Source organism: Streptomyces sp. ITFR-21 (genome assembly GCF_031844685.1).
In the GTDB taxonomy this organism is placed as follows: domain Bacteria; phylum Actinomycetota; class Actinomycetes; order Streptomycetales; family Streptomycetaceae; genus Actinacidiphila.
Genome location: NZ_CP134605.1, coordinates 147,648 through 164,024 on the forward strand (window position 1 = coordinate 147,648; position 16,377 = coordinate 164,024).

Annotated in this window: 19 protein-coding genes; 11 read left to right on the plus strand and 8 right to left on the minus strand. The window is 74.1% G+C overall.

The annotated features are described in order from the left end of the window. Positions 1-9: 9 nt before the first annotated feature. From RLT57_RS00660 to RLT57_RS00675, 4 genes are all read right to left on the minus strand, one after another. Entirely contained in the window at positions 10-1,731 is a 1,722-nt protein-coding gene (locus RLT57_RS00660) for an urease subunit alpha (protein WP_311295380.1), read from the minus strand. Continuing rightward, the gene (locus RLT57_RS00665) at positions 1,724-2,089 is read right to left on the minus strand and encodes an urease subunit beta (RefSeq protein WP_311295381.1); all 366 of its coding nucleotides are present in this window, start codon (positions 2,087-2,089) and stop codon (positions 1,724-1,726) included. Before RLT57_RS00665 ends, RLT57_RS00660 begins: the two co-directional genes overlap by 8 nt. 11 nt (positions 2,090-2,100) lie before the next feature. Further along, entirely contained in the window at positions 2,101-2,403 is a 303-nt protein-coding gene (locus RLT57_RS00670; protein WP_311295382.1) for an urease subunit gamma, read from the minus strand. Positions 2,404-2,561: 158 nt separating this feature from the next. After that, a complete protein-coding gene (locus RLT57_RS00675; RefSeq protein WP_311295383.1) occupies positions 2,562-2,840 on the minus strand; it encodes a type II toxin-antitoxin system Phd/YefM family antitoxin in 279 nt (92 codons plus the stop codon). Between the two features lie 77 nt (positions 2,841-2,917). On the opposite strand from RLT57_RS00675, the gene RLT57_RS00680 reads away from it, so the two are divergent. The 3 genes from RLT57_RS00680 to RLT57_RS00690 all read left to right on the plus strand — a co-directional run bounded on the left by RLT57_RS00680 (position 2,918) and on the right by RLT57_RS00690 (position 5,121). After that, positions 2,918-3,553 carry an ATP-dependent Clp protease proteolytic subunit gene (locus tag RLT57_RS00680; RefSeq protein WP_311295384.1) on the plus strand — a complete coding sequence of 212 codons (636 nt, stop codon included), beginning with the start codon at positions 2,918-2,920 and terminating at the stop codon, positions 3,551-3,553. Positions 3,554-3,559: 6 nt separating this feature from the next. Beyond that, positions 3,560-3,880 (plus strand): hypothetical protein, encoded by a 321-nt coding sequence (locus tag RLT57_RS00685; protein ID WP_311295385.1) that lies wholly within the window; start codon positions 3,560-3,562, stop codon positions 3,878-3,880. A 776-nt stretch (positions 3,881-4,656) separates the two neighbouring features. After that, positions 4,657-5,121 (plus strand): C40 family peptidase, encoded by a 465-nt coding sequence (locus RLT57_RS00690; RefSeq protein WP_311300517.1) that lies wholly within the window; start codon positions 4,657-4,659, stop codon positions 5,119-5,121. A gap of 147 nt (positions 5,122-5,268) precedes the next feature. Here the strand turns inward: RLT57_RS00690 and RLT57_RS00695 are convergent, their stop codons facing one another. Continuing rightward, positions 5,269-5,697 carry an ATP-binding protein gene (locus RLT57_RS00695; protein WP_311295386.1) on the minus strand — a complete coding sequence of 143 codons (429 nt, stop codon included), beginning with the start codon at positions 5,695-5,697 and terminating at the stop codon, positions 5,269-5,271. 265 nt (positions 5,698-5,962) lie between these two features. Between RLT57_RS00695 and RLT57_RS00700 the strand changes: the two genes are divergently transcribed. Both RLT57_RS00700 and RLT57_RS00705 read left to right on the plus strand, forming a co-directional pair. Beyond that, on the plus strand, positions 5,963-6,820 hold the full coding sequence (locus RLT57_RS00700) for a helix-turn-helix domain-containing protein (RefSeq protein WP_311295387.1): 858 nt from the start codon (positions 5,963-5,965) through the stop codon (positions 6,818-6,820). Between the two features lie 56 nt (positions 6,821-6,876). Continuing rightward, positions 6,877-7,110 carry a DUF397 domain-containing protein gene (locus RLT57_RS00705; protein ID WP_311295388.1) on the plus strand — a complete coding sequence of 78 codons (234 nt, stop codon included), beginning with the start codon at positions 6,877-6,879 and terminating at the stop codon, positions 7,108-7,110. Positions 7,111-7,212: 102 nt separating this feature from the next. Here RLT57_RS00705 and RLT57_RS00710 read toward each other — a convergent pair whose 3' ends face one another. Next, a complete protein-coding gene (locus tag RLT57_RS00710; protein WP_399129736.1) occupies positions 7,213-8,385 on the minus strand; it encodes an 8-amino-7-oxononanoate synthase in 1,173 nt (390 codons plus the stop codon). A gap of 161 nt (positions 8,386-8,546) precedes the next feature. Between RLT57_RS00710 and bioB the strand changes: the two genes are divergently transcribed. The 3 genes from bioB to bioD all read left to right on the plus strand — a co-directional run bounded on the left by bioB (position 8,547) and on the right by bioD (position 11,954). Further along, positions 8,547-9,767 carry a biotin synthase BioB gene (bioB, locus tag RLT57_RS00715; RefSeq protein ID WP_311295389.1) on the plus strand — a complete coding sequence of 407 codons (1,221 nt, stop codon included), beginning with the start codon at positions 8,547-8,549 and terminating at the stop codon, positions 9,765-9,767. Further along, positions 9,760-11,076, plus strand: coding sequence for an adenosylmethionine--8-amino-7-oxononanoate transaminase (locus RLT57_RS00720; protein ID WP_311295390.1), 1,317 nt, complete (start codon positions 9,760-9,762; stop codon positions 11,074-11,076). Before bioB ends, RLT57_RS00720 begins: the two co-directional genes overlap by 8 nt. Positions 11,077-11,207: 131 nt before the next feature. Continuing rightward, positions 11,208-11,954: a dethiobiotin synthase gene (gene bioD, locus RLT57_RS00725; RefSeq protein ID WP_311295391.1), complete on the plus strand. Its 747-nt coding sequence runs from the start codon at positions 11,208-11,210 to the stop codon at positions 11,952-11,954. 107 nt (positions 11,955-12,061) lie between these two features. Here bioD and RLT57_RS00730 read toward each other — a convergent pair whose 3' ends face one another. Continuing rightward, entirely contained in the window at positions 12,062-12,433 is a 372-nt protein-coding gene (locus tag RLT57_RS00730) for a fic family toxin-antitoxin system, toxin component (RefSeq protein ID WP_311295392.1), read from the minus strand. Then, a complete protein-coding gene (locus tag RLT57_RS00735) occupies positions 12,430-12,657 on the minus strand; it encodes an antitoxin (RefSeq protein WP_311295393.1) in 228 nt (75 codons plus the stop codon). The genes RLT57_RS00730 and RLT57_RS00735 overlap by 4 nt, the downstream gene beginning before the upstream one ends. Positions 12,658-13,055: 398 nt before the next feature. Between RLT57_RS00735 and RLT57_RS00740 the strand changes: the two genes are divergently transcribed. From RLT57_RS00740 to RLT57_RS00750, 3 genes are all read left to right on the plus strand, one after another. Then, positions 13,056-14,393 carry a hemolysin family protein gene (locus tag RLT57_RS00740; protein WP_311295394.1) on the plus strand — a complete coding sequence of 446 codons (1,338 nt, stop codon included), beginning with the start codon at positions 13,056-13,058 and terminating at the stop codon, positions 14,391-14,393. Next, on the plus strand, positions 14,390-15,406 hold the full coding sequence (locus tag RLT57_RS00745; protein WP_311295395.1) for a hemolysin family protein: 1,017 nt from the start codon (positions 14,390-14,392) through the stop codon (positions 15,404-15,406). Before RLT57_RS00740 ends, RLT57_RS00745 begins: the two co-directional genes overlap by 4 nt. A 191-nt stretch (positions 15,407-15,597) precedes the next feature. Continuing rightward, positions 15,598-16,371, plus strand: a complete 774-nt coding sequence (locus RLT57_RS00750; protein ID WP_311295396.1) for an SGNH/GDSL hydrolase family protein — start codon at positions 15,598-15,600, stop codon at positions 16,369-16,371. Positions 16,372-16,377 lie beyond the last annotated feature (6 nt).

The window sequence follows — 16,377 nt, forward strand, 5'->3', positions numbered from 1 at the left end:
CATCGGCCCTCAGAAGAGGAAGTACCGCTGGGCCATGGGCAGTTCGGGGGCGGGCGCGGGCTCCACCACCTCGCCGTCGATCCGGACGGTGAAGGTGTCGGGCTCCACCTCAACCACCGGCAGCGCGTCGTTCTCCCGCATGTCCGCCTTGGTGAGCGCCCGGGTGTTGCGGGTCGCGACGAAGTTTTTTCCGAGTCCGAGCCGTTCGGGCAGCCCGTCCTCAAGTGCCGCCTCGGTGACGAAGTTGACCGAGTTCAGCGCGGGGGCGGCGCCGACCCCGCCGAACATCGGCCGGGGAAGCATGGGCTGCGGGGTCGGGATGGAGGCGTTGGCGTCGCCCACCTGCGCGTACGCGATCTGGCCGCCTTTGATGACCAGTTGCGGTTTCACGCCGAAGAACGCGGGCTCCCAGAGCACCAGGTCGGCCAGCTTGCCCGCCTCGACGGAGCCGATCTCGGCGTCGAGTCCCTGTGCCACCGCGGGATTGATGGTGTATTTGGCGACGTAGCGCCGGGCCCGGTGGTTGTCGGCCGGGCCGTCGCCCGGCAGTGCCCCGCGCCGGCGCTTCATGACGTGCGCGGTCTGCCAGGTGCGCAGCGCGACCTCGCCGATCCGGCCCATGGCCTGCGAGTCGGAGCTGATGATGCTGATCGCGCCGAGGTCGTGCAGGACGTCCTCGGCGGCGATGGTGGACGGCCGGATGCGCGACTCGGCGAAGGCCAGGTCCTCCGGGACCGCCGGGTTGAGGTGGTGGCAGACCATCAGCATGTCGAGATGCTCCTCGACGGTGTTGACGGTGTGCGGCCGGGTCGGGTTGGTGGACGAGGGCAGGACGTGCGGCTGGGAGACGACGGTGATGATGTCGGGCGCGTGCCCGCCTCCCGCGCCTTCGGTGTGGTAGGCGTGGATGCCTCGGCCGGCGATGGCCGCGAGAGTGTCCTCGACGAACCCGGCCTCGTTCAGTGTGTCGGTGTGGATGGCGAGTTGGGCGCCGGTCCGCTCGCACACCGTCAGGCACGCGTCGATCGCCGCCGGGGTGGCTCCCCAGTCCTCGTGGATCTTGAAGCCGACCGCGCCGGCCTTCAGCTGGTCGTACATGGACCGCTCGCTGACGGTGTTGCCCTTGCCGAGCAGCCCGACGTTGACCGGGTACGCCTCCAGGCCGGCGAACATCCGGGCCAGGTGCCAGCCGCCGGGGGTGACGGTGGTGGCCTTGGTGCCTTCGGCGGGGCCGGTGCCGCCGCCGACGACGGTGGTGACGCCGGTGGCCAGTGCCTGGGTCATCAAGGTGGGCGAGATGAAGTGCACGTGGGCGTCGATCGTCCCGGCGGTGAGGATCCTGCCGTTGCCGGCGATCACCTCGGTCTCGGGGCCGATGACGAGGTCGGGGTGCACCCCGTCCATCGTCTCGGGGTTGCCGGCCTTGCCGAGGGCGGCGATCCGGCCGTCCCTGATGCCGACGTCCGCCTTGACCACGCCCCAGTGGTCGAGCACGACGGCTCCGGTGATCACCGTGTCGGGGGCGCCCTCGGCCCTGGTGGTGCGCCCCTGGCCCATGGACTCGCGGATCACCTTGCCGCCGCCGAACACCGCCTCGTCCCCGGCCAGGCCCGGTCCGCCGGACAGGTCGCGCTCGACCTCGATCAGCAGGTCGGTGTCGGCGAGCCGGATCCGGTCGCCCGTGGTGGGGCCGAAAAGGTCGGCGTATACGGCCCGGGAGAGTTCAGGCACGCTCGGCTCCGTTCCCGGCGGGGTCCGCCGTGTCGTCGCCGCCGGGGGCCGCGTCGAGCGGGCCGGCGATCCGGCCGCGCAGCCCCGCGACGATCCGCTGTCCGGCGACGGGCACCAGTTCGACCTCGGCGGGGATGCCGGGCTCGAAGCGTACGGCGGTGCCGGCCGCGATGTTCAGCCGCAGGCCGTGGGCCGCCGCGCGGTCGAAGCTCAGGCCCGGGTTGGCCTCGGCGAAGTGGTAGTGCGAGCCGACCTGGATCGGCCGGTCCGCGGCGTTGAGCACGGCCAGCCGGGTGACCGGGCGGCCGGCGTTCAGCGGCACCGGGTCCGGCGCGTGCAGGATCTCTCCGGGAATCACGGCGGCTCCCCTCAGACGATCGGCTGGTGGACGGTGACGAGCTTGGTGCCGTCCGGGAAGGTGGCCTCGACCTGTACGTCGGGGATCATCTCCGGGATGCCCTCCATGACGTCCTCCCGGGTCAGCACGGTCCGGCCGGACGCCATGAGTTCGGCCACGGTCCGGCCGTCGCGGGCGCCCTCCAGGAGGTGGGCGGTGATCAGGGCGACCGCCTCCGGGTGGTTGAGCCGCAGCCCGCGGGCGCGCCGCCGGGCCGCCACGTCGGCGGCCACATGGATGAGCAGCCGTTCCTGCTCATGGGGGGTCAACCGCACAGCTCTACCTCACAGTCGTCCGGGTTCCGCGAGATTAGTTCGACGGCGTTTCGACGGGGTTAACGGTTGTTACGGGCAGCCGTCACGGGCCGCGGCCGGGCGGTACGCGGGCCGGTTCCGCGCCCCGGCCGGCCCCGGAACCGCCCGGACGGCCCTGGTCAGCGCGCGTCGGGACCGCGCCGCTCGGCGGCGATGCCGAACCGCCGGCGTTCGCCCGTGGCGGACGCCCGGGAGCCGACGGTGGACACCGTGCTGATCACCCGCTCCTCCGGCCGTTCGTCGAGATCGCGCAGTCGTTGCAGGTCGGCGGCCGAGACCAGGGCGACGAGCGGCTTGCCGTGGCGGGTCAGCACCACCTGTTCACCGCCGTAGACCACGCGGTTGATGAGCTCGGCGAGCTCGGCCCGCGCTTGTGTCACCGGGACGTCATGGGTCATGCTCCCCATCATATCGAGATGTACGTCCTGTACATTTTATGCAGAGGGACGTATCGGAAACGCCGGAGGTGCCTGCCATGTCCTATCCCACCGCCCGCTATGTGCTGCCGGAGTTCACCGAGCGCAGCAGCAACGGGGTGCGCACCACGGACCCCTACTCCAAGCTGCTCCAGGAGCGGATCGTCTTCCTGGGCACGCAGATCGACGACACCTCGGCGAACGACGTGATGGCCCAGCTCATCCACCTGGAGAGCGCCGCCCCCGACCAGGACATCAGCCTGTACGTCAACTCCCCCGGCGGCTCCTTCTCGGCGATGACCGCGATCTACGACACCATGCAGTTCGTGTCCTGCGACGTGGCGACGGTGTGCATCGGCCAGGCGGCCTCCGCCGCAGCGGTGCTGCTGGCCGCCGGCCGGCCGGGCAAGCGGATGGCCACCCCGGGCGCCCGGATCCTGATCCACCAGCCGTCCCTGGGCGAGGCGGTCCGGGGCCCGGTCTCCGACCTGGAGATCCAGGCCGCGGAGATGCTGCGCACCCGCGAACAACTGGAGACGCTACTGGCCCGGCACACCGGCCAGGACCGCGCGCGGATCCGGACCGATATCGAGCGGGACAAGGTCTTCGACGCCGAGTCCGCCGTGGCGTACGGGCTCGTCGACCGGCTGACCACCAGCCGCAAGGCCGACGCGGCCCCGCACACCCCGCGGTGAACCGCGGTGGTCCCGGAACTGCCGCCGCTGCCCGCCCTGACCCGCTCCGAGGGCGAACTGGTCGACCGCTATCTGGAGATGGTGGACCTGCTGGGCCGGATCAACCCGTCTCGCGCCACTGACACCTATTCGGCGCTGCGCGCGGCCCAGGCGCTGGTCGGCAGGGCGGTGGCGCTCAAGGAGGCGCTCACCGTGATGCACATGCGCGGGGAGACCGAACTGCACCACGTCACCCTCGGCCGGGCACTGCGGGTGCTGGACGGCGAGCGCCGCTCCGGGCACGTCACGGTGGCGCCTGACCCGGCCGCCCCGCCGCCGGAGCGCTGAGCCGCCCGGTCCGGCCCCGGACCGCCGCCCGACCGGTCACGCGCCGACTCCGGTCCGGCCGCGGTCCGGCCGCGGTCCGGTGACCGTGCGTCACAGACTCGTCCGCCGCGGCCGCGCGGGCGGCTCAGCCCATTGGTCTAGCCGGTTACCCGCCGCCGGAAGCCGGCGCGGTTACGCGGACCGGCCGGGCACCGGTCGGCGCCGGGACCGTCAGGGCAGGTCAGCAGCCGGGCACCGATCAACACAAAAGGAACATGCGGGGCTATGCTCCCATTCAGCGTTATAGTGATGAACATCACAAAGAGCGTTTCTGTCACTGCGCGGACACTCCAGGTGCGTAACCATCCGTGGTGACGACAAGCCCCCGCCACCGTGACGGGGCGGTCTGCGTGGACGCCCAATCCTGCCGCCGCGCGGATGCCAGGTCGACACGAGTGCAGCGGCAGGAGCGGAGGACCCGGCACGACGGGGCCGGCCCGGCAGCAGTTCCGGGCCACTCCTTGGGGTGAAGCCGCCGCGCGCGGCCGGGCATCTTCGCCTGCCCGAACCCGACAGGTCATCCTTCGCAGGCTGACGACGAAGGGTTGCGCATGACCGCGCTCCACCGTGTGCCCCCGGCCGCCCCCGGCGCCGCGGCCGCCCCTCCCGCGCCGATCGCCCCCGACGCTCCGCCCGCCCCGGCTCCGCCGCTCTCCCGGCCGGCGGCGCACCGGCCCCGGACCGCCGCGGGCGGCGGCCCGGCGGAGCCCACCGCCCCTCGCCGGGCCGCCGCCCGGATGTCGGCCCGGCTGTCCCGGCTCGGGGCGGCCTCCGTGCTCACCGCTGCGGCGGTCGCCGTACCGTCGCTGCTGCCGGGAGCCGCGCCGCGGGCGCAGGCCGCGGCAACGGCCGCCAAGGCCCTCAACGTGGCCGCTTCGAAGAAGGGCTCGCCTTACCAGTGGGGCGCGTCCGGCCCCTACCGCTTCGACTGCTCCGGGCTGACGCTGTACTCGTTCAAGCAGGCGGGCAAGAAGATCCCGCGCACCGCGGCCGCCCAGTACAACAGCACCCGGCACATCACTGCCGGCTCGCGGAAGGCCGGTGACCTGGTGTTCTTCCACTCCGGCTCGTCCGTCTCCTCGGTCTACCACGTCGGGATCTACGCGGGCGGCGGCAACATCTGGCACGCGCCCAAGACCGGCGCGAAGGTCCGGCTGGAGCGGATCTGGACCGGCGGCGTCTGGTACGGCCGGGTGCGGTGAGGTTGGCGGTGGTACGGCCGGGTGCGGTGAGCACGGTGGGCACGCGTCGGCTCCGGCGGCAGCGGCACGCCTCCGCCCCGGGCCGGGCCCAGGTGCCGATCCTGGTCGTTGTCCTGGTCCCGGGCGGGCCGTCCGCCGGGCGGCGGGTCAGCGCACCGGGACCGCCCACGGGAGGGTGATCCACACCGTCTTGCCGCCGTCGCCGGTCGGGGTGACGCGCAGCCCGCCGCCCGATTCCGCGGCCAGCAGCCGGACGATCACCAGGCCGCGGCCGTTGTCCTGCTGCGCCGCCGTGGGCAGCCGCCGCGGCCACCGCGGGTGGCTGTCGGTGACGCCGATGTGGAGCTGCTCGCCGCGTTCGAGCCGGATGTCCATGGTGAAGGTCGGCGACTGTCCGGAAGTGTGCAGGACCGCGTTGGTGGCGAGCTCGGAGACGATCAGCCGTACCGTGTCGGCGGCCGGGTCGTCGGGCGGCAGCCCCCACTCCAGCAGCTGCCTGCTCACGCAGCGCCGGGCCGCCGTCACCGACGCGGCTTCGCTGGGCAGGGTGACCGAGGTTTCCTGGAGATCTGCCATGACGGCGCCGTTCCCTTTCCTCCCGTGACCCGGCTCCGGTACGCGCGCCGGGTACCGGGACCCGGTTCCGGACCGCGGTCCGGACGCTGCCGCTTCGCACGGGAGTGCACCCATCGTGACGCCATTGCGGGCGTTCCACATCACCTTGCATATATCTGTCGCTCAAATCGGTGAACTCTGCCACGTGGATCCGCTTTCGGTCGGCACACTGTCGTAACGGCAGCTGCTCCACGGGCGTCGCACACTTCAGAAGGAGCGAGACAGCATGGAACGGGTCCCCGCCGTACGGCGACGCAGACTTGGTGAGGAGTTACGCCGATTGCGCGACCGCGCCGGGCTCACCAGTGGTGAAGCGGCCAGGCTGGCCGGATGGCACCAGTCGAAAGTCAGCCGGATCGAGACCGGCCGCAGCAGTGTCCGCGCCGAGGACGTGACGGTGCTCCTGGACGTCTACGCGGTCCGTGATCCGGCTCTGCGGGACCTGCTCGGCACCTTGGCCGACCGGGGCTTCCAGCGGGGTTGGTGGCACGACTTCCGCGATGTGCTGCCGGTGGAGTACCGCGACTTCATCAGTCTGGAGACGGGCGCCAGCCGGGCCCGCTCGATGGAGAACACCGTGGTCCCGGGCCTGCTGCAGACCGCGGACTACGCCCGCGCGCTGACCGCGGACGTGATGCCGCAGCTGAGCCGGCGGGAGCTGGACGCCCTGGTCGACGTACGGCTGGCCCGGCAGGCGGTGCTGTACCAGGAGCGGCCGCTGGAGCTGTGGGCGGTGCTCGACGAGGCGGTGCTGCGGCGCGGGGTCGGCGGGCGGGCGGTGATGGCGGGTCAGCTGCGCAGGCTGGCGGAGGCGGCGGAGCTTCCGCAGGTCCGGCTGCATGTGCTGCCCTTCGCGGCCGGCGGGCACACGGGAGTGACAAATTCTTTCGTCATCTTCTCATTTCCGCGCAGTGCCGATCTGGACGTGGTTGTTGTCGACCATTTGACGAGTAGTCTCTACGTCGATCAGAAAGAGCACATCGAGGCATACGCAGCCGCGTTCACCCGATTGCACACGCGGGCTCTTCCCGGCGATGAGTCGGCGGCCATGATCGCACGGATCCATGCGGAGTTGTCGGGTTAGTTCGCAACAGCCGAACGAGCCGGGTCGGCCGCGCCGACCGGAAAATGGGAGACCTCATGACGACGCGGGCCCGTTATCCTTCCTCCGCCGCCGCGCTTTCCGGCCTGGCCTGGCGGCGCAGCAGCCACAGTACGGCCGCGAACAACTGCGTGGAGACGGCCAGGCTGGCGGCGGGAGAACTGGCGGTGCGCGACTCCAAGGACCCGCTGGGCCCGGCCCTGCTCTTCCCGCCCGGCGCCTGGACCGACTTCGTACGGGCGCTGACCGGCGACGGCCTCGGACCGGTCTGACCGGCCGGGCGCCGCCTCAGCCGCGCGGTGCGGTCCGGACCACCACGTCCACCGCGCCGGCCACCTGGGCGTCCCGACCGGTCTGACCGGCCGGGCGCCGCCTCAGCCGCGCGGTGCGGCCCGGACCACCACGTCCACCGCGCCGGCCACCTGGGCGTCCGTCAGGTCGCAGCGGGCGGTCAGCCGCAGCCGGGAGACCCCGTCGGGCACCGACGGCGGGCGGAAGCAGCCGACCGCGAGCCCCTCGGCCCGGCAGGCCGCCGCCCAGCCGAACGCGGCCTCCGGCGAGGGTGCCCGCACCGACACCACGCAGGCGTCCGGCGCGGTCGCGTCCAGGCCCGCGCCGGTCAGCAGCCGGTGGAAGTCCCGGGCGACCGCCCGCGAGCGGGCCGGGCGCTCGGGCTCGCGGCGCAGCAGCCGCAGCGCGCCGAGCGCGGCGCCGGCGGCGGCCGGGGCCAGGCCGGTGTCAAAGATGAAGGTGCGGGCCGCGTTCACCAGGTGTTCGACGACGGCCGCCGGGCCCAGCACCACGCCCCCCTGGGCGCCCAGCGCCTTGGACAGCGTGGCGGTGCACACCACGTCGGGTGCCCCGGCCAGGCCCGCCGCGTGCGCCGCCCCGCGCCCGGCCCGGCCGAGCACGCCGAGGCCGTGGGCGTCGTCGACGAGCAGCGCGGCGCCGTAGTTGCGGCAGGCCGCGGCGAGCGCGGGCAGCGGGGCGGCGTCGCCGTCGACCGAGAACACCGAGTCGCTGACCACCACCGCGCGCCCCCCGTGCCCGGCCAGCGCCTTGCGGACCGCGTCGGGGTCGGCGTGCGGCACCACCTCGGTGGTGGCGCGCGAGAGCCGGCAGCCGTCGATCAGGGAGGCGTGATTGGCGGCGTCGGAGACCAGCAGGGTGCCGGGACCGGTGAGCGCGGTGACCGCGGCGAGGTTGGCGGCGTAGCCGGAGGCGAACACCAGGGCCGCCTCGAAGCCGGTGAAGTCGGCGAGTTCCGCCTCCAGTTCGGCGTGCAGCGCGGTGCTGCCGGTGACCAGCCGGGAGCCGGTGGCGCCCGCGCCCCAGCGCAGGCAGGCGTCCGCGCCGGCCCGGGTGACCTCGGGGTGCCGAGCCAGGCCGAGGTAGTCGTTGCCCGCGAGGTCCAGCAGCGGCGAGTCGGCCGGCCGGTGCCGCAGTTCCCGGCGCAGTCCGGCCGCGCGGCGGATCCGGTCCTGGTCGGCGATCCAGCCGAACGGACCGGCGGGCCCGGCCTGCTGCGTACCGTCGGCGCTGCCCACGCTGTGCACGGCGGTCCCCCTATGCGCGGTTCGGTCGATGGTCACCTGCAACGTACTGGCTTCGGGACGTGCACAGGGTGTGGTGATGCACACACCCGGGGCCATCGGAGTTGTCCGGTCCGTCCTTGGCCGCGGGGGCCCTCGTAGGCGAGGATCGCCCTATGGATCTCCTGACCGCACTGGTGGACAAGGGGCTGCGCCGCGAGCTGCCCACGCGGGACGAGGCACTGGCCGTCCTGGCGACCTCCGACGACGAACTGCTCGATGTGGTGGCCGCGGCGGGCCGGGTCCGCCGCCAGTGGTTCGGCCGCCGGGTCAAGCTCAACTACCTGGTGAACCTCAAGTCCGGGCTGTGCCCCGAGGACTGCTCGTACTGCTCGCAGCGCCTCGGCTCGCAGGCCGACATCCTCAAGTACTCCTGGCTGAAGCCCGACCAGGCCGTGGACGCCGCCCGCGCCGGAGTGGCCGGCGGCGCCAAGCGGGTCTGCCTGGTGGCCAGCGGGCGCGGTCCCACCGACCGCGACGTGGACCGGGTGTCGCAGACCATCGAGGCGATCAAGGGGCAGCACGAGGACGTCGAGGTGTGCGCGTGCCTCGGCCTGCTCTCCGACGGCCAGGCCGAACGGCTGCGGGCGGCCGGCGCGGACGCCTACAACCACAACCTCAACACCTCCGAGAGCACCTACGGGGACATCACCACCACCCACACCTACGCCGACCGGGTGGACACCGTGCACCGCGCCCAGGCGGCCGGCCTGTCGGCGTGCTCCGGGCTGATCGCGGGCATGGGCGAGAGCGACGAGGACCTGGTGGACGTGGTGTTCGGGCTGCGCGCGCTCGACCCGGACTCGGTGCCGGTGAACTTCCTGATCCCGTTCGAGGGCACCCCGCTGGCCAAGGAGTGGAACCTCACCCCGCAGCGCTGCCTGCGGATCCTGGCGATGGTGCGGTTCGTCTGCCCGGACGTCGAGGTACGGCTGGCCGGCGGGCGCGAGGTGCACCTGCGGACGATGCAGCCGCTGGCCCTTCAGCTGGCCAACTCGATCTTCCTGGGCGACTACCTGACCAGCGAGGGGCAGGCCGGCCAGGCCGACCTCGACATGATCGCCGACGCGGGCTTCGAGGTGGAGGGCGCCCAGACCCGTACGCTGCCGGACCACAGGGAACTCCCGGCCGCCGGGCTGTGCGGGACCCACGGGTCCGACGGGGCCGGCCGCGGTACGGACGAGGCGGGCTGCGGCGGGCACGCGGGCGGCGCCTGCGGGTCGCACCGGCCGGGGGTGGCCGCGGCGGCGGGGGTGTCGGCGCCGGGCGGTGTGCGGACGGATCTGGTCGCGGTACGGCGGCGGGGCGCGGGGACGGATCTGCCGCCCAATGCCTGACGCGCCGGGCGCTCCGCTGGCGCCGGACGTGCTGCTCGGCCTGGACCGGGAGCACGTCTGGCACCCTTACGGTCCGATGCCGGGCCGTCAGGAACCGCTGGTCGTGGCGTCCGCGGCGGGAGTGCGGCTGCGGCTGGCCGCGCCCGCCGAGGGGCGCACCGAGCTGGTCGACGGCATGTCGTCGTGGTGGTCGGCGATCCACGGCTACCGGCACCCGGCGCTGGACGAGGCGGTGCGGGCGCAGTTGTCGCGGATGAGCCATGTGATGTTCGGCGGGCTCACCCACGAGCCGGCGGTCCGGCTGGCCGCCCGGCTGGTGGAGATCACGCCGGAGCCGCTGCGGCACGTCTTCCTCGCCGACTCCGGTTCGGTGTCGGTCGAGGTCGCGGTCAAGATGTGCCTGCAGTACTGGCGTTCGCTCGGCAGGCCGACCAAGCGGCGGCTGCTGACCTGGCGCGGCGGCTACCACGGCGACACCTGGCAGCCGATGTCCGTGTGCGACCCGGACGGCGGTATGCACCATCTGTGGTCCGGGGTGCTCCAGCGGCAGGTCTTCGCGGACGCGCCGCCGCCGGGCTTCGACGCCCCGGTGGACCCGGTGTACGCGGCGGGGCTGCGCGAGCTGGTCGGGCGGCACGCCGACGAGCTGGCCGCGGTGATCGTGGAGCCGGTGGTGCAGGGCGCGGGCGGCATGTCCTTCCACTCCCCCGGGTATTTGCGGGTGCTGCGGGAAGCGTGCGACGAGTACGGCGTGCTGCTGGTCCTGGACGAGATCGCCACCGGCTTCGGCCGCACCGGGCGGCTCTTCGCCGCCGAGCACGCCGGTGTGTCGCCCGACGTGATGTGCGTCGGCAAGGCGCTCACCGGGGGCTACCTGTCGATGGCCGCGGCGCTGTGCACCTCGCGGGTGGCCGAGGGGATCTCCCGGGGCGATGTGCCGGTGCTGGCCCACGGCCCGACCTTCATGGGCAACCCGCTGGCGGCGGCGGTCGCCTGCGCGTCCGTCGACCTGCTGCTGGACCAGGACTGGGCGCGGGAGGTCAAGCGGGTGGAGGCCGGGCTGCGGGAGGGGCTGGCCGGGGCCGCCGCCCTCCCGGGCGTCCGCGACGTCCGCGTGCTCGGGGCGATCGGGGTGGTCCAGCTCGACCACGAGGTGGACATGGCCGCCGCGACCCGGGCGGCGGTACGGGCCGGGGTCTGGCTGCGGCCGTTCCGCGACCTGGTGTACGCGATGCCGCCCTACGTCACCGGCGACGAGGACGTGGCGCGGATCTGCGCGGCGCTGCGGGACGCGGCGGCGGCGGGCTGAACCACCTTGTCCCGCGGGTGATCCGGCGGCTTCCGGCGCCGTCTCGCACACGGCGGCGCGCCGCCGTGTGCGGGCGCCCGCCGCCGGGGCCGTATCGTCGGCCGGGAACTGTCGAGGAAAGGAACTGGGCCATGGCCATCGTGGTCGTCACCGGGACGGGTACCGAGGTGGGGAAGACGGTGGCGACGGCCGCCGTGGCCGCCGCGTCGCTGGCCCAGGGGCTGAGCGTGGCGGTGCTGAAGCCCGCGCAGACGGGGGTGGGCGACGGCGAGCCCGGGGACGCCGCGGAGGTGGCGCGGCTGGCCGGCGAGGTGACGGCGGTGGAACTGGCCCGGTATCCCGAGCCGTTGGCGCCGGCGACCGCCGCACGGCGGGCCGGCCTGGAGGCGGTCGGGCCGCAGGAGATCGCGGAGGCGGCGGCCAAGCTGGCGGCGGTGCACGACGTGGTGCTGGTGGAGGGCGCGGGCGGGCTGCTGGTGCGCTACGACCAGCGGGGCTCGACGCTGGCCGACGCGGCGGCGCTGCTGCGTGCCCGGGTCCTGCTGGTCGCCCCGGCCGGGCTCGGCACCCTCAACGCGACGGCGCTCACCGCGGAAGCGCTCCAGGCCCGGAGGATCGGCTGCCTCGGGGTGATCATCGGCAGCTGGCGGGCCGAGCCGGAGCTCGCCGAGCGCTGCAACCTCGCCGACCTCCCCGAGGCGGCCGGCGCCCCTTTGCTCGGCGCCCTGCCGGAGGCCGCGGGCGCGCTGTCCCCCGAGGCGTTCCGAACCGCCGCCCCCAACTGGCTGGCGCCCCAGCTCGGCGGCGGCTGGCACGCCGCCGCCTTCGTCAAGGCCTACGCCCCGCCGCCTTTCCGGGCGGCCTCCGGCGTCGCGTAGGGGGGCGGCCAGGCGCCCGCGGACCGTCCGGGCGCGGACCGCGGGGCGGCGGGCATCCGGCCCGGGGGCGCCAACCCCGGACAGCGCCGGCTCCCGGCCCGGGAGGCTCACACGGTCCAGGCGCGCAGTTCCGCGGCGATCCGGTCCAGGTCCGCGGCACCGTCCTTGACCAGCCGGGCCAGCTCCCTGACCCGCTCCGGGGTGGTGGTGACCTTGAGGCCGCCGGCCACCAGGTAGGCGTAGGCGACGGCGGTCGCGAAGAGGGCGTTGGAGCGTTCCAGCGCGGGCACGTGCACCAGCAGTTGGAGCAGCGCCGCGGCGCGGGTGTGCTCGTCGGGGTAGACGGGCCGGCCGAAGATCTCGGCGTGGTGTCTGCTGACCGCGGCGACGAGCGCGCCCCAGTCGGTGACCTGCGGGTCGCCGGGGGTGTTGTGCTCGGCGACCATCAGCAGCCAGGCGAGGTCGATCCGCAGGGTCAACGGGAGCCTTCGCTCCGGCCGCCGAACTCCTCGTCGAAGACCTGTTCGTAGCGCTGCATGAAGTCCGCCGCGGCCTGCACGAACGCCCGGCCGCTCTCCCCCTCGTCCTGCTGGACGAGTTCCTCGATGTAGCGGTTCACGCTGATGCCGCGCTGTGAGGCCCGCTCCCGCGCCGTCTCGGCGGTGGCTTCGTCCACCCGAACGTTCAACTGGGTCTTCGCCATAAGGCCACGCTAGCGCCGCGGCGCTAGTAGCGGCAAGGGTGCCGCCTGGCGGCGGGGAATCCCCGAAGCGGCGGACGGCGGGGGTGACCGGCCGCCGGTACGGGTGAACCGGACGGCCTTCGTATACGGCCTGCCGCGCCGGTGGGGCGACCACGGTGCCGGCCTTCCGGCGGGCGACCGCCGCCGGGACCGGTGTCGGGACCGGTGTCGGGACCGGTGTCAGCGGCGAGGCGGCGGGCGTCGCCCTGCCGGTCGGGCGCGATCCGCAGGTCCCGCGACCGGGTCCGGGTCCGGGTCCGGGTCCGGGTCTGCCCAGTCGTACCCGCTGCCCGGGTGCAATCGGCGCGACGCCGTGCGTTACCCGGGTACCTGGCCGATCATGGGACCGAGGTGTCCGGATGACCGAAGTGCTGCTCCTGGTGGTGGCCCTGCTGCTCACCTTCGCCTGTGGCGTGTTCGTGGCCGCCGAGTTCTCCCTGACCACCGTCGAGCGCGGAGAGCTGGAACGCGCGGCGCGCGAGGGCGAGCGGGGGGCCGCGGCGGCACTGGCCGGTGTCCGCACCCTGACCGTCCAGCTGTCCGGCGCCCAGCTCGGTATCACCGCGACCGGGCTGGTCATCGGCATGCTGGCCGAGCCGTCGGTCGGCAAACTGCTGCGTGGCCCGCTGCGGGGCGCCGGTCTGCCCGCCTCCGGGGCGTCCTCGCTCGGCCTGGTGCTGGGCACCGCCGTCTCCACCGTGGTGCTGATGGTGATCGGCGAGCTGATCCCGAAGAACTGGGCGATCTCCCGGCCGCTGCCGGTGGTGAAGGCGGTCGGCGGGCCGCAGGGGCGGTTCACCGCCGCCTTCGGGCCGCTGATCCGGCATCTGGACGGCACCGCCAACCGGGTGCTGCGCCGGATGGGCCTGGAGCCCACCGAGGAACTGGCCTCGACCCGCGGGCCGCAGGAGCTGGTGGCGCTCGCCCGGTACTCCGCGAAGGAGGGCGCGCTGGAGGCGGACACCGCCGAGCTGTTCGTCCGCACCCTGAGTCTGGCCGACCTCACCGCCGAGAACGTGATGACGCCCCGGGTCCAGGTCACCGCCCTGGAGGTGCGGACCACCGCCGAGGACGTGGCGAACGCCACCCGCGCCACCGGCCTGTCCCGCTTCCCGGTCTACCGCGACACCCTCGACGCGGTGGTCGGCACCGTGCACATCAAGGACGTGCTCGCCGTACCGGCTGGCCGCAGACGGCAGCTGCCGGTGACGGAACTGCTGCGCGAGCCGCTGCTGGTGCCGGAGTCGCTGACCGTGGACCGGCTGCTCGACCGGCTGTCCGGGCGGCAGACGATGGCGGTGGTGATCGACGAGTACGGCGGTACGGCGGGCGTGGTGACGCTGGAGGACATCGTGGAGGAGGTGGTCGGCGAGGTCCGCGACGAGCACGATCCGCAGGAGGTGCCCGTGCTGCTCTTCCTGCGCGAGGACACCGGGGGCCACCGGGTCTACGACGCCGACGGGGCCACCAGGACCGAGGACCAGCTGGGGCGGATCGGGCTGCGCGTACCGGAGGGGCCGTACGAGACGCTGGCCGGCCTGGTGGCGCAGCGGCTCGGCCGGATCCCCCGGGAGGGGGACGTGGTGGAGCTGGGCGGTTGGCGGATCGAGGTCACCGAGGCGGTGGGGCGGCGGGCGGCGCGGGCCCGGCTGGTGTCGCCGCCGCGGGCCGCGGCGGGCGCGGGGCCGGGCCGGTGACCGCCGTCCAGCTGATCGTCGGGCTGCTCACCGTGGTGGTGAACGCCTTCTTCGTCGGCGCGGAGTTCGCGATGATCTCGGTGCGCCGCAGCCAGGTCGAGCCGCTCGCCGAGGCCGGGAGCCGGCGGGCCCGCCGGGTGGTGTGGGGGCTGGAGCACCTGTCGCCGCTGCTGGCCGCGGCGCAGCTGGGCATCACCGCCTGCACCCTGGTACTGGGCATCGTGGCGGAGCCCGCCATCGCGCACCTGCTGGAGCCGCTCTTCCACGCCGCGCACGTGCCGCACGGCGTGGTGCACCCGGTGTCCTTCGTGATCGCGCTGGCCGTGGCCACGTATCTGCACATGCTGTTCGGCGAGATGGTGCCGAAGAACGTCGCGCTGGCCGAGCCGGTACGGACCGCGCTGCTGCTGGGGCCGCCGCTGGTGGGACTGACCCGGGCGCTACGGCCGGCCGTCTTCGGGGTCAACACGCTGGCCAACGGGGGGCTGCGGCTGCTGCGGGTCGAGCCCAGGTCCGAGGTGGAGGCGGCGTTCTCCGACGACGAGCTGTCCCGGATGGTGGTCGACGCCGGCGCCGCCGGGCTGCTGGACGAGCGGGCCGCCGAGCGGCTGCGGGACGCGCTGGAGCTGGGCCGGCGGCCGGTCGGCGGGATCGTGCTGCCGGCCGCGCGGGTGGTGCGGGCGCAGCTCGGCATCACCGCGGAGGGCCTGGAGGCGCTGGGCGCCCGCTCCGGCTTCTCCCGCTTCCCGGTCGCCGACGCGGACGGCCGGGTACTGGGCTATCTGCACGTGAAGGACGCGCTGGACGCCGAACCGCGCGACGCGCCCTTCCCCCGGTCCGCGCTGCGCCCCATCACCCGGGTGGTGGCCGCGACGCCGCTGGACGACGTGCTCACCGCGATGCGCGCGGGCCGCGCCCACCTGGCGGCGGTGGTGGACGACGAGGGGCGCGGGGTGGGGCTGGTGACGATGGAGGACGTGCTCAAGGAGCTGGTCGGGCAGGTCCGGCCGTAGCCCGCCCGCCCCGGGCCGGGCGGGGGCCCGGCGCCGCGCCCGGCCGCGTACCGCGCTCGGCCTCCGCAGGGCCCGCGGCCCCGTACCGCCCCGCTACCGTCCCCGGCCCGCGGGTCCGGCCGGAGGCCGTGCGCCCGGCTGCCGGCGCCGCTTTCCGTACCGACCGAGCGGTCGCATAGGATCGCCGCGCCATGCAGACGCCAGTCACGTACTCCAGTTTCGTCGCGGTCGGCGACTCCTTCACCGAGGGCATGTCCGACCTGCTGCCCGACGGCACCTACCGGGGGTGGGCCGACCTGCTCGCGGCCCGGCTCGCGGCCCGCGACCCCGGCTTCCGGTACGCCAACCTCGCGGTGCGGGGCAAGCTGATCCGGCAGATAGCCGACGACCAGGTCGACACCGCCGCCGCCATGGGCGCGGACCTGATCACCCTGGTCGGCGGCCTCAACGACACGCTGCGGCCCGCGTGCGACGTGGACGAGGTGTGCGCGCTGCTGGAAAGCTCCGTGGAGCGGCTGGCGCCGGCCTGCAAACAGCTGGTCCTGATGCGCAGCCCGATCCGGCGCGGCCCGGTCGCCACCCGGTTCCTGCCGCGGATGGAGCAGCTGTTCGGCTTCGTCGGGGAACTGGCCGAGCGGCACGGCGCGCTGGTGGTGGACCTGTACGGGGCGCAGGTGCTCGGCGACGCGCGGATGTGGGCCGACGACCGCCTCCACCTGACCGCCGAGGGCCACGAGCGCGTCGCGGAGGCGGTGTGGCAGGCACTGGGCCTGCCCGCCGAGGCGCAGTGGACGCTGGACCTGCCGCCCGCCTTGCCGGCCCGGTGGGCCGCCCGGCGCCGCGCCGACCTGCGGTTCACCCGCGACCACCTGATGCCGTGGATAGGCCGCCGCCTCACCGGCCGCTCCTCCGGCGACGGCCGCCCGCCCAAGCGTCCGGAACTGCGGCCCTACCACGACCAGTAGAATCTC

What these genes read in the sequence shown, in the direction of transcription:
- RLT57_RS00675 (WP_311295383.1), bottom strand. Translation starts at nt 2,840, where the DNA reads ATGACCCATGACGTCCCGGTGACACAAGCGCGGGCCGAGCTCGCCGAG.
- RLT57_RS00680 (WP_311295384.1), top strand. Translation starts at nt 2,918, where the DNA reads ATGTCCTATCCCACCGCCCGCTATGTGCTGCCGGAGTTCACCGAGCGC.
- RLT57_RS00720 (WP_311295390.1), top strand. Translation starts at nt 9,760, where the DNA reads ATGCCTGACGCGCCGGGCGCTCCGCTGGCGCCGGACGTGCTGCTCGGC.
- RLT57_RS00705 (WP_311295388.1), top strand. Translation starts at nt 6,877, where the DNA reads ATGACGACGCGGGCCCGTTATCCTTCCTCCGCCGCCGCGCTTTCCGGC.
- RLT57_RS00735 (WP_311295393.1), bottom strand. Translation starts at nt 12,657, where the DNA reads ATGGCGAAGACCCAGTTGAACGTTCGGGTGGACGAAGCCACCGCCGAG.
- RLT57_RS00690 (WP_311300517.1), top strand. Translation starts at nt 4,657, where the DNA reads ATGTCGGCCCGGCTGTCCCGGCTCGGGGCGGCCTCCGTGCTCACCGCT.
- bioB (WP_311295389.1), top strand. Translation starts at nt 8,547, where the DNA reads ATGGATCTCCTGACCGCACTGGTGGACAAGGGGCTGCGCCGCGAGCTG.
- bioD (WP_311295391.1), top strand. Translation starts at nt 11,208, where the DNA reads ATGGCCATCGTGGTCGTCACCGGGACGGGTACCGAGGTGGGGAAGACG.
- RLT57_RS00700 (WP_311295387.1), top strand. Translation starts at nt 5,963, where the DNA reads ATGGAACGGGTCCCCGCCGTACGGCGACGCAGACTTGGTGAGGAGTTA.
- RLT57_RS00695 (WP_311295386.1), bottom strand. Translation starts at nt 5,697, where the DNA reads ATGGCAGATCTCCAGGAAACCTCGGTCACCCTGCCCAGCGAAGCCGCG.
- RLT57_RS00740 (WP_311295394.1), top strand. Translation starts at nt 13,056, where the DNA reads ATGACCGAAGTGCTGCTCCTGGTGGTGGCCCTGCTGCTCACCTTCGCC.
- RLT57_RS00750 (WP_311295396.1), top strand. Translation starts at nt 15,598, where the DNA reads ATGCAGACGCCAGTCACGTACTCCAGTTTCGTCGCGGTCGGCGACTCC.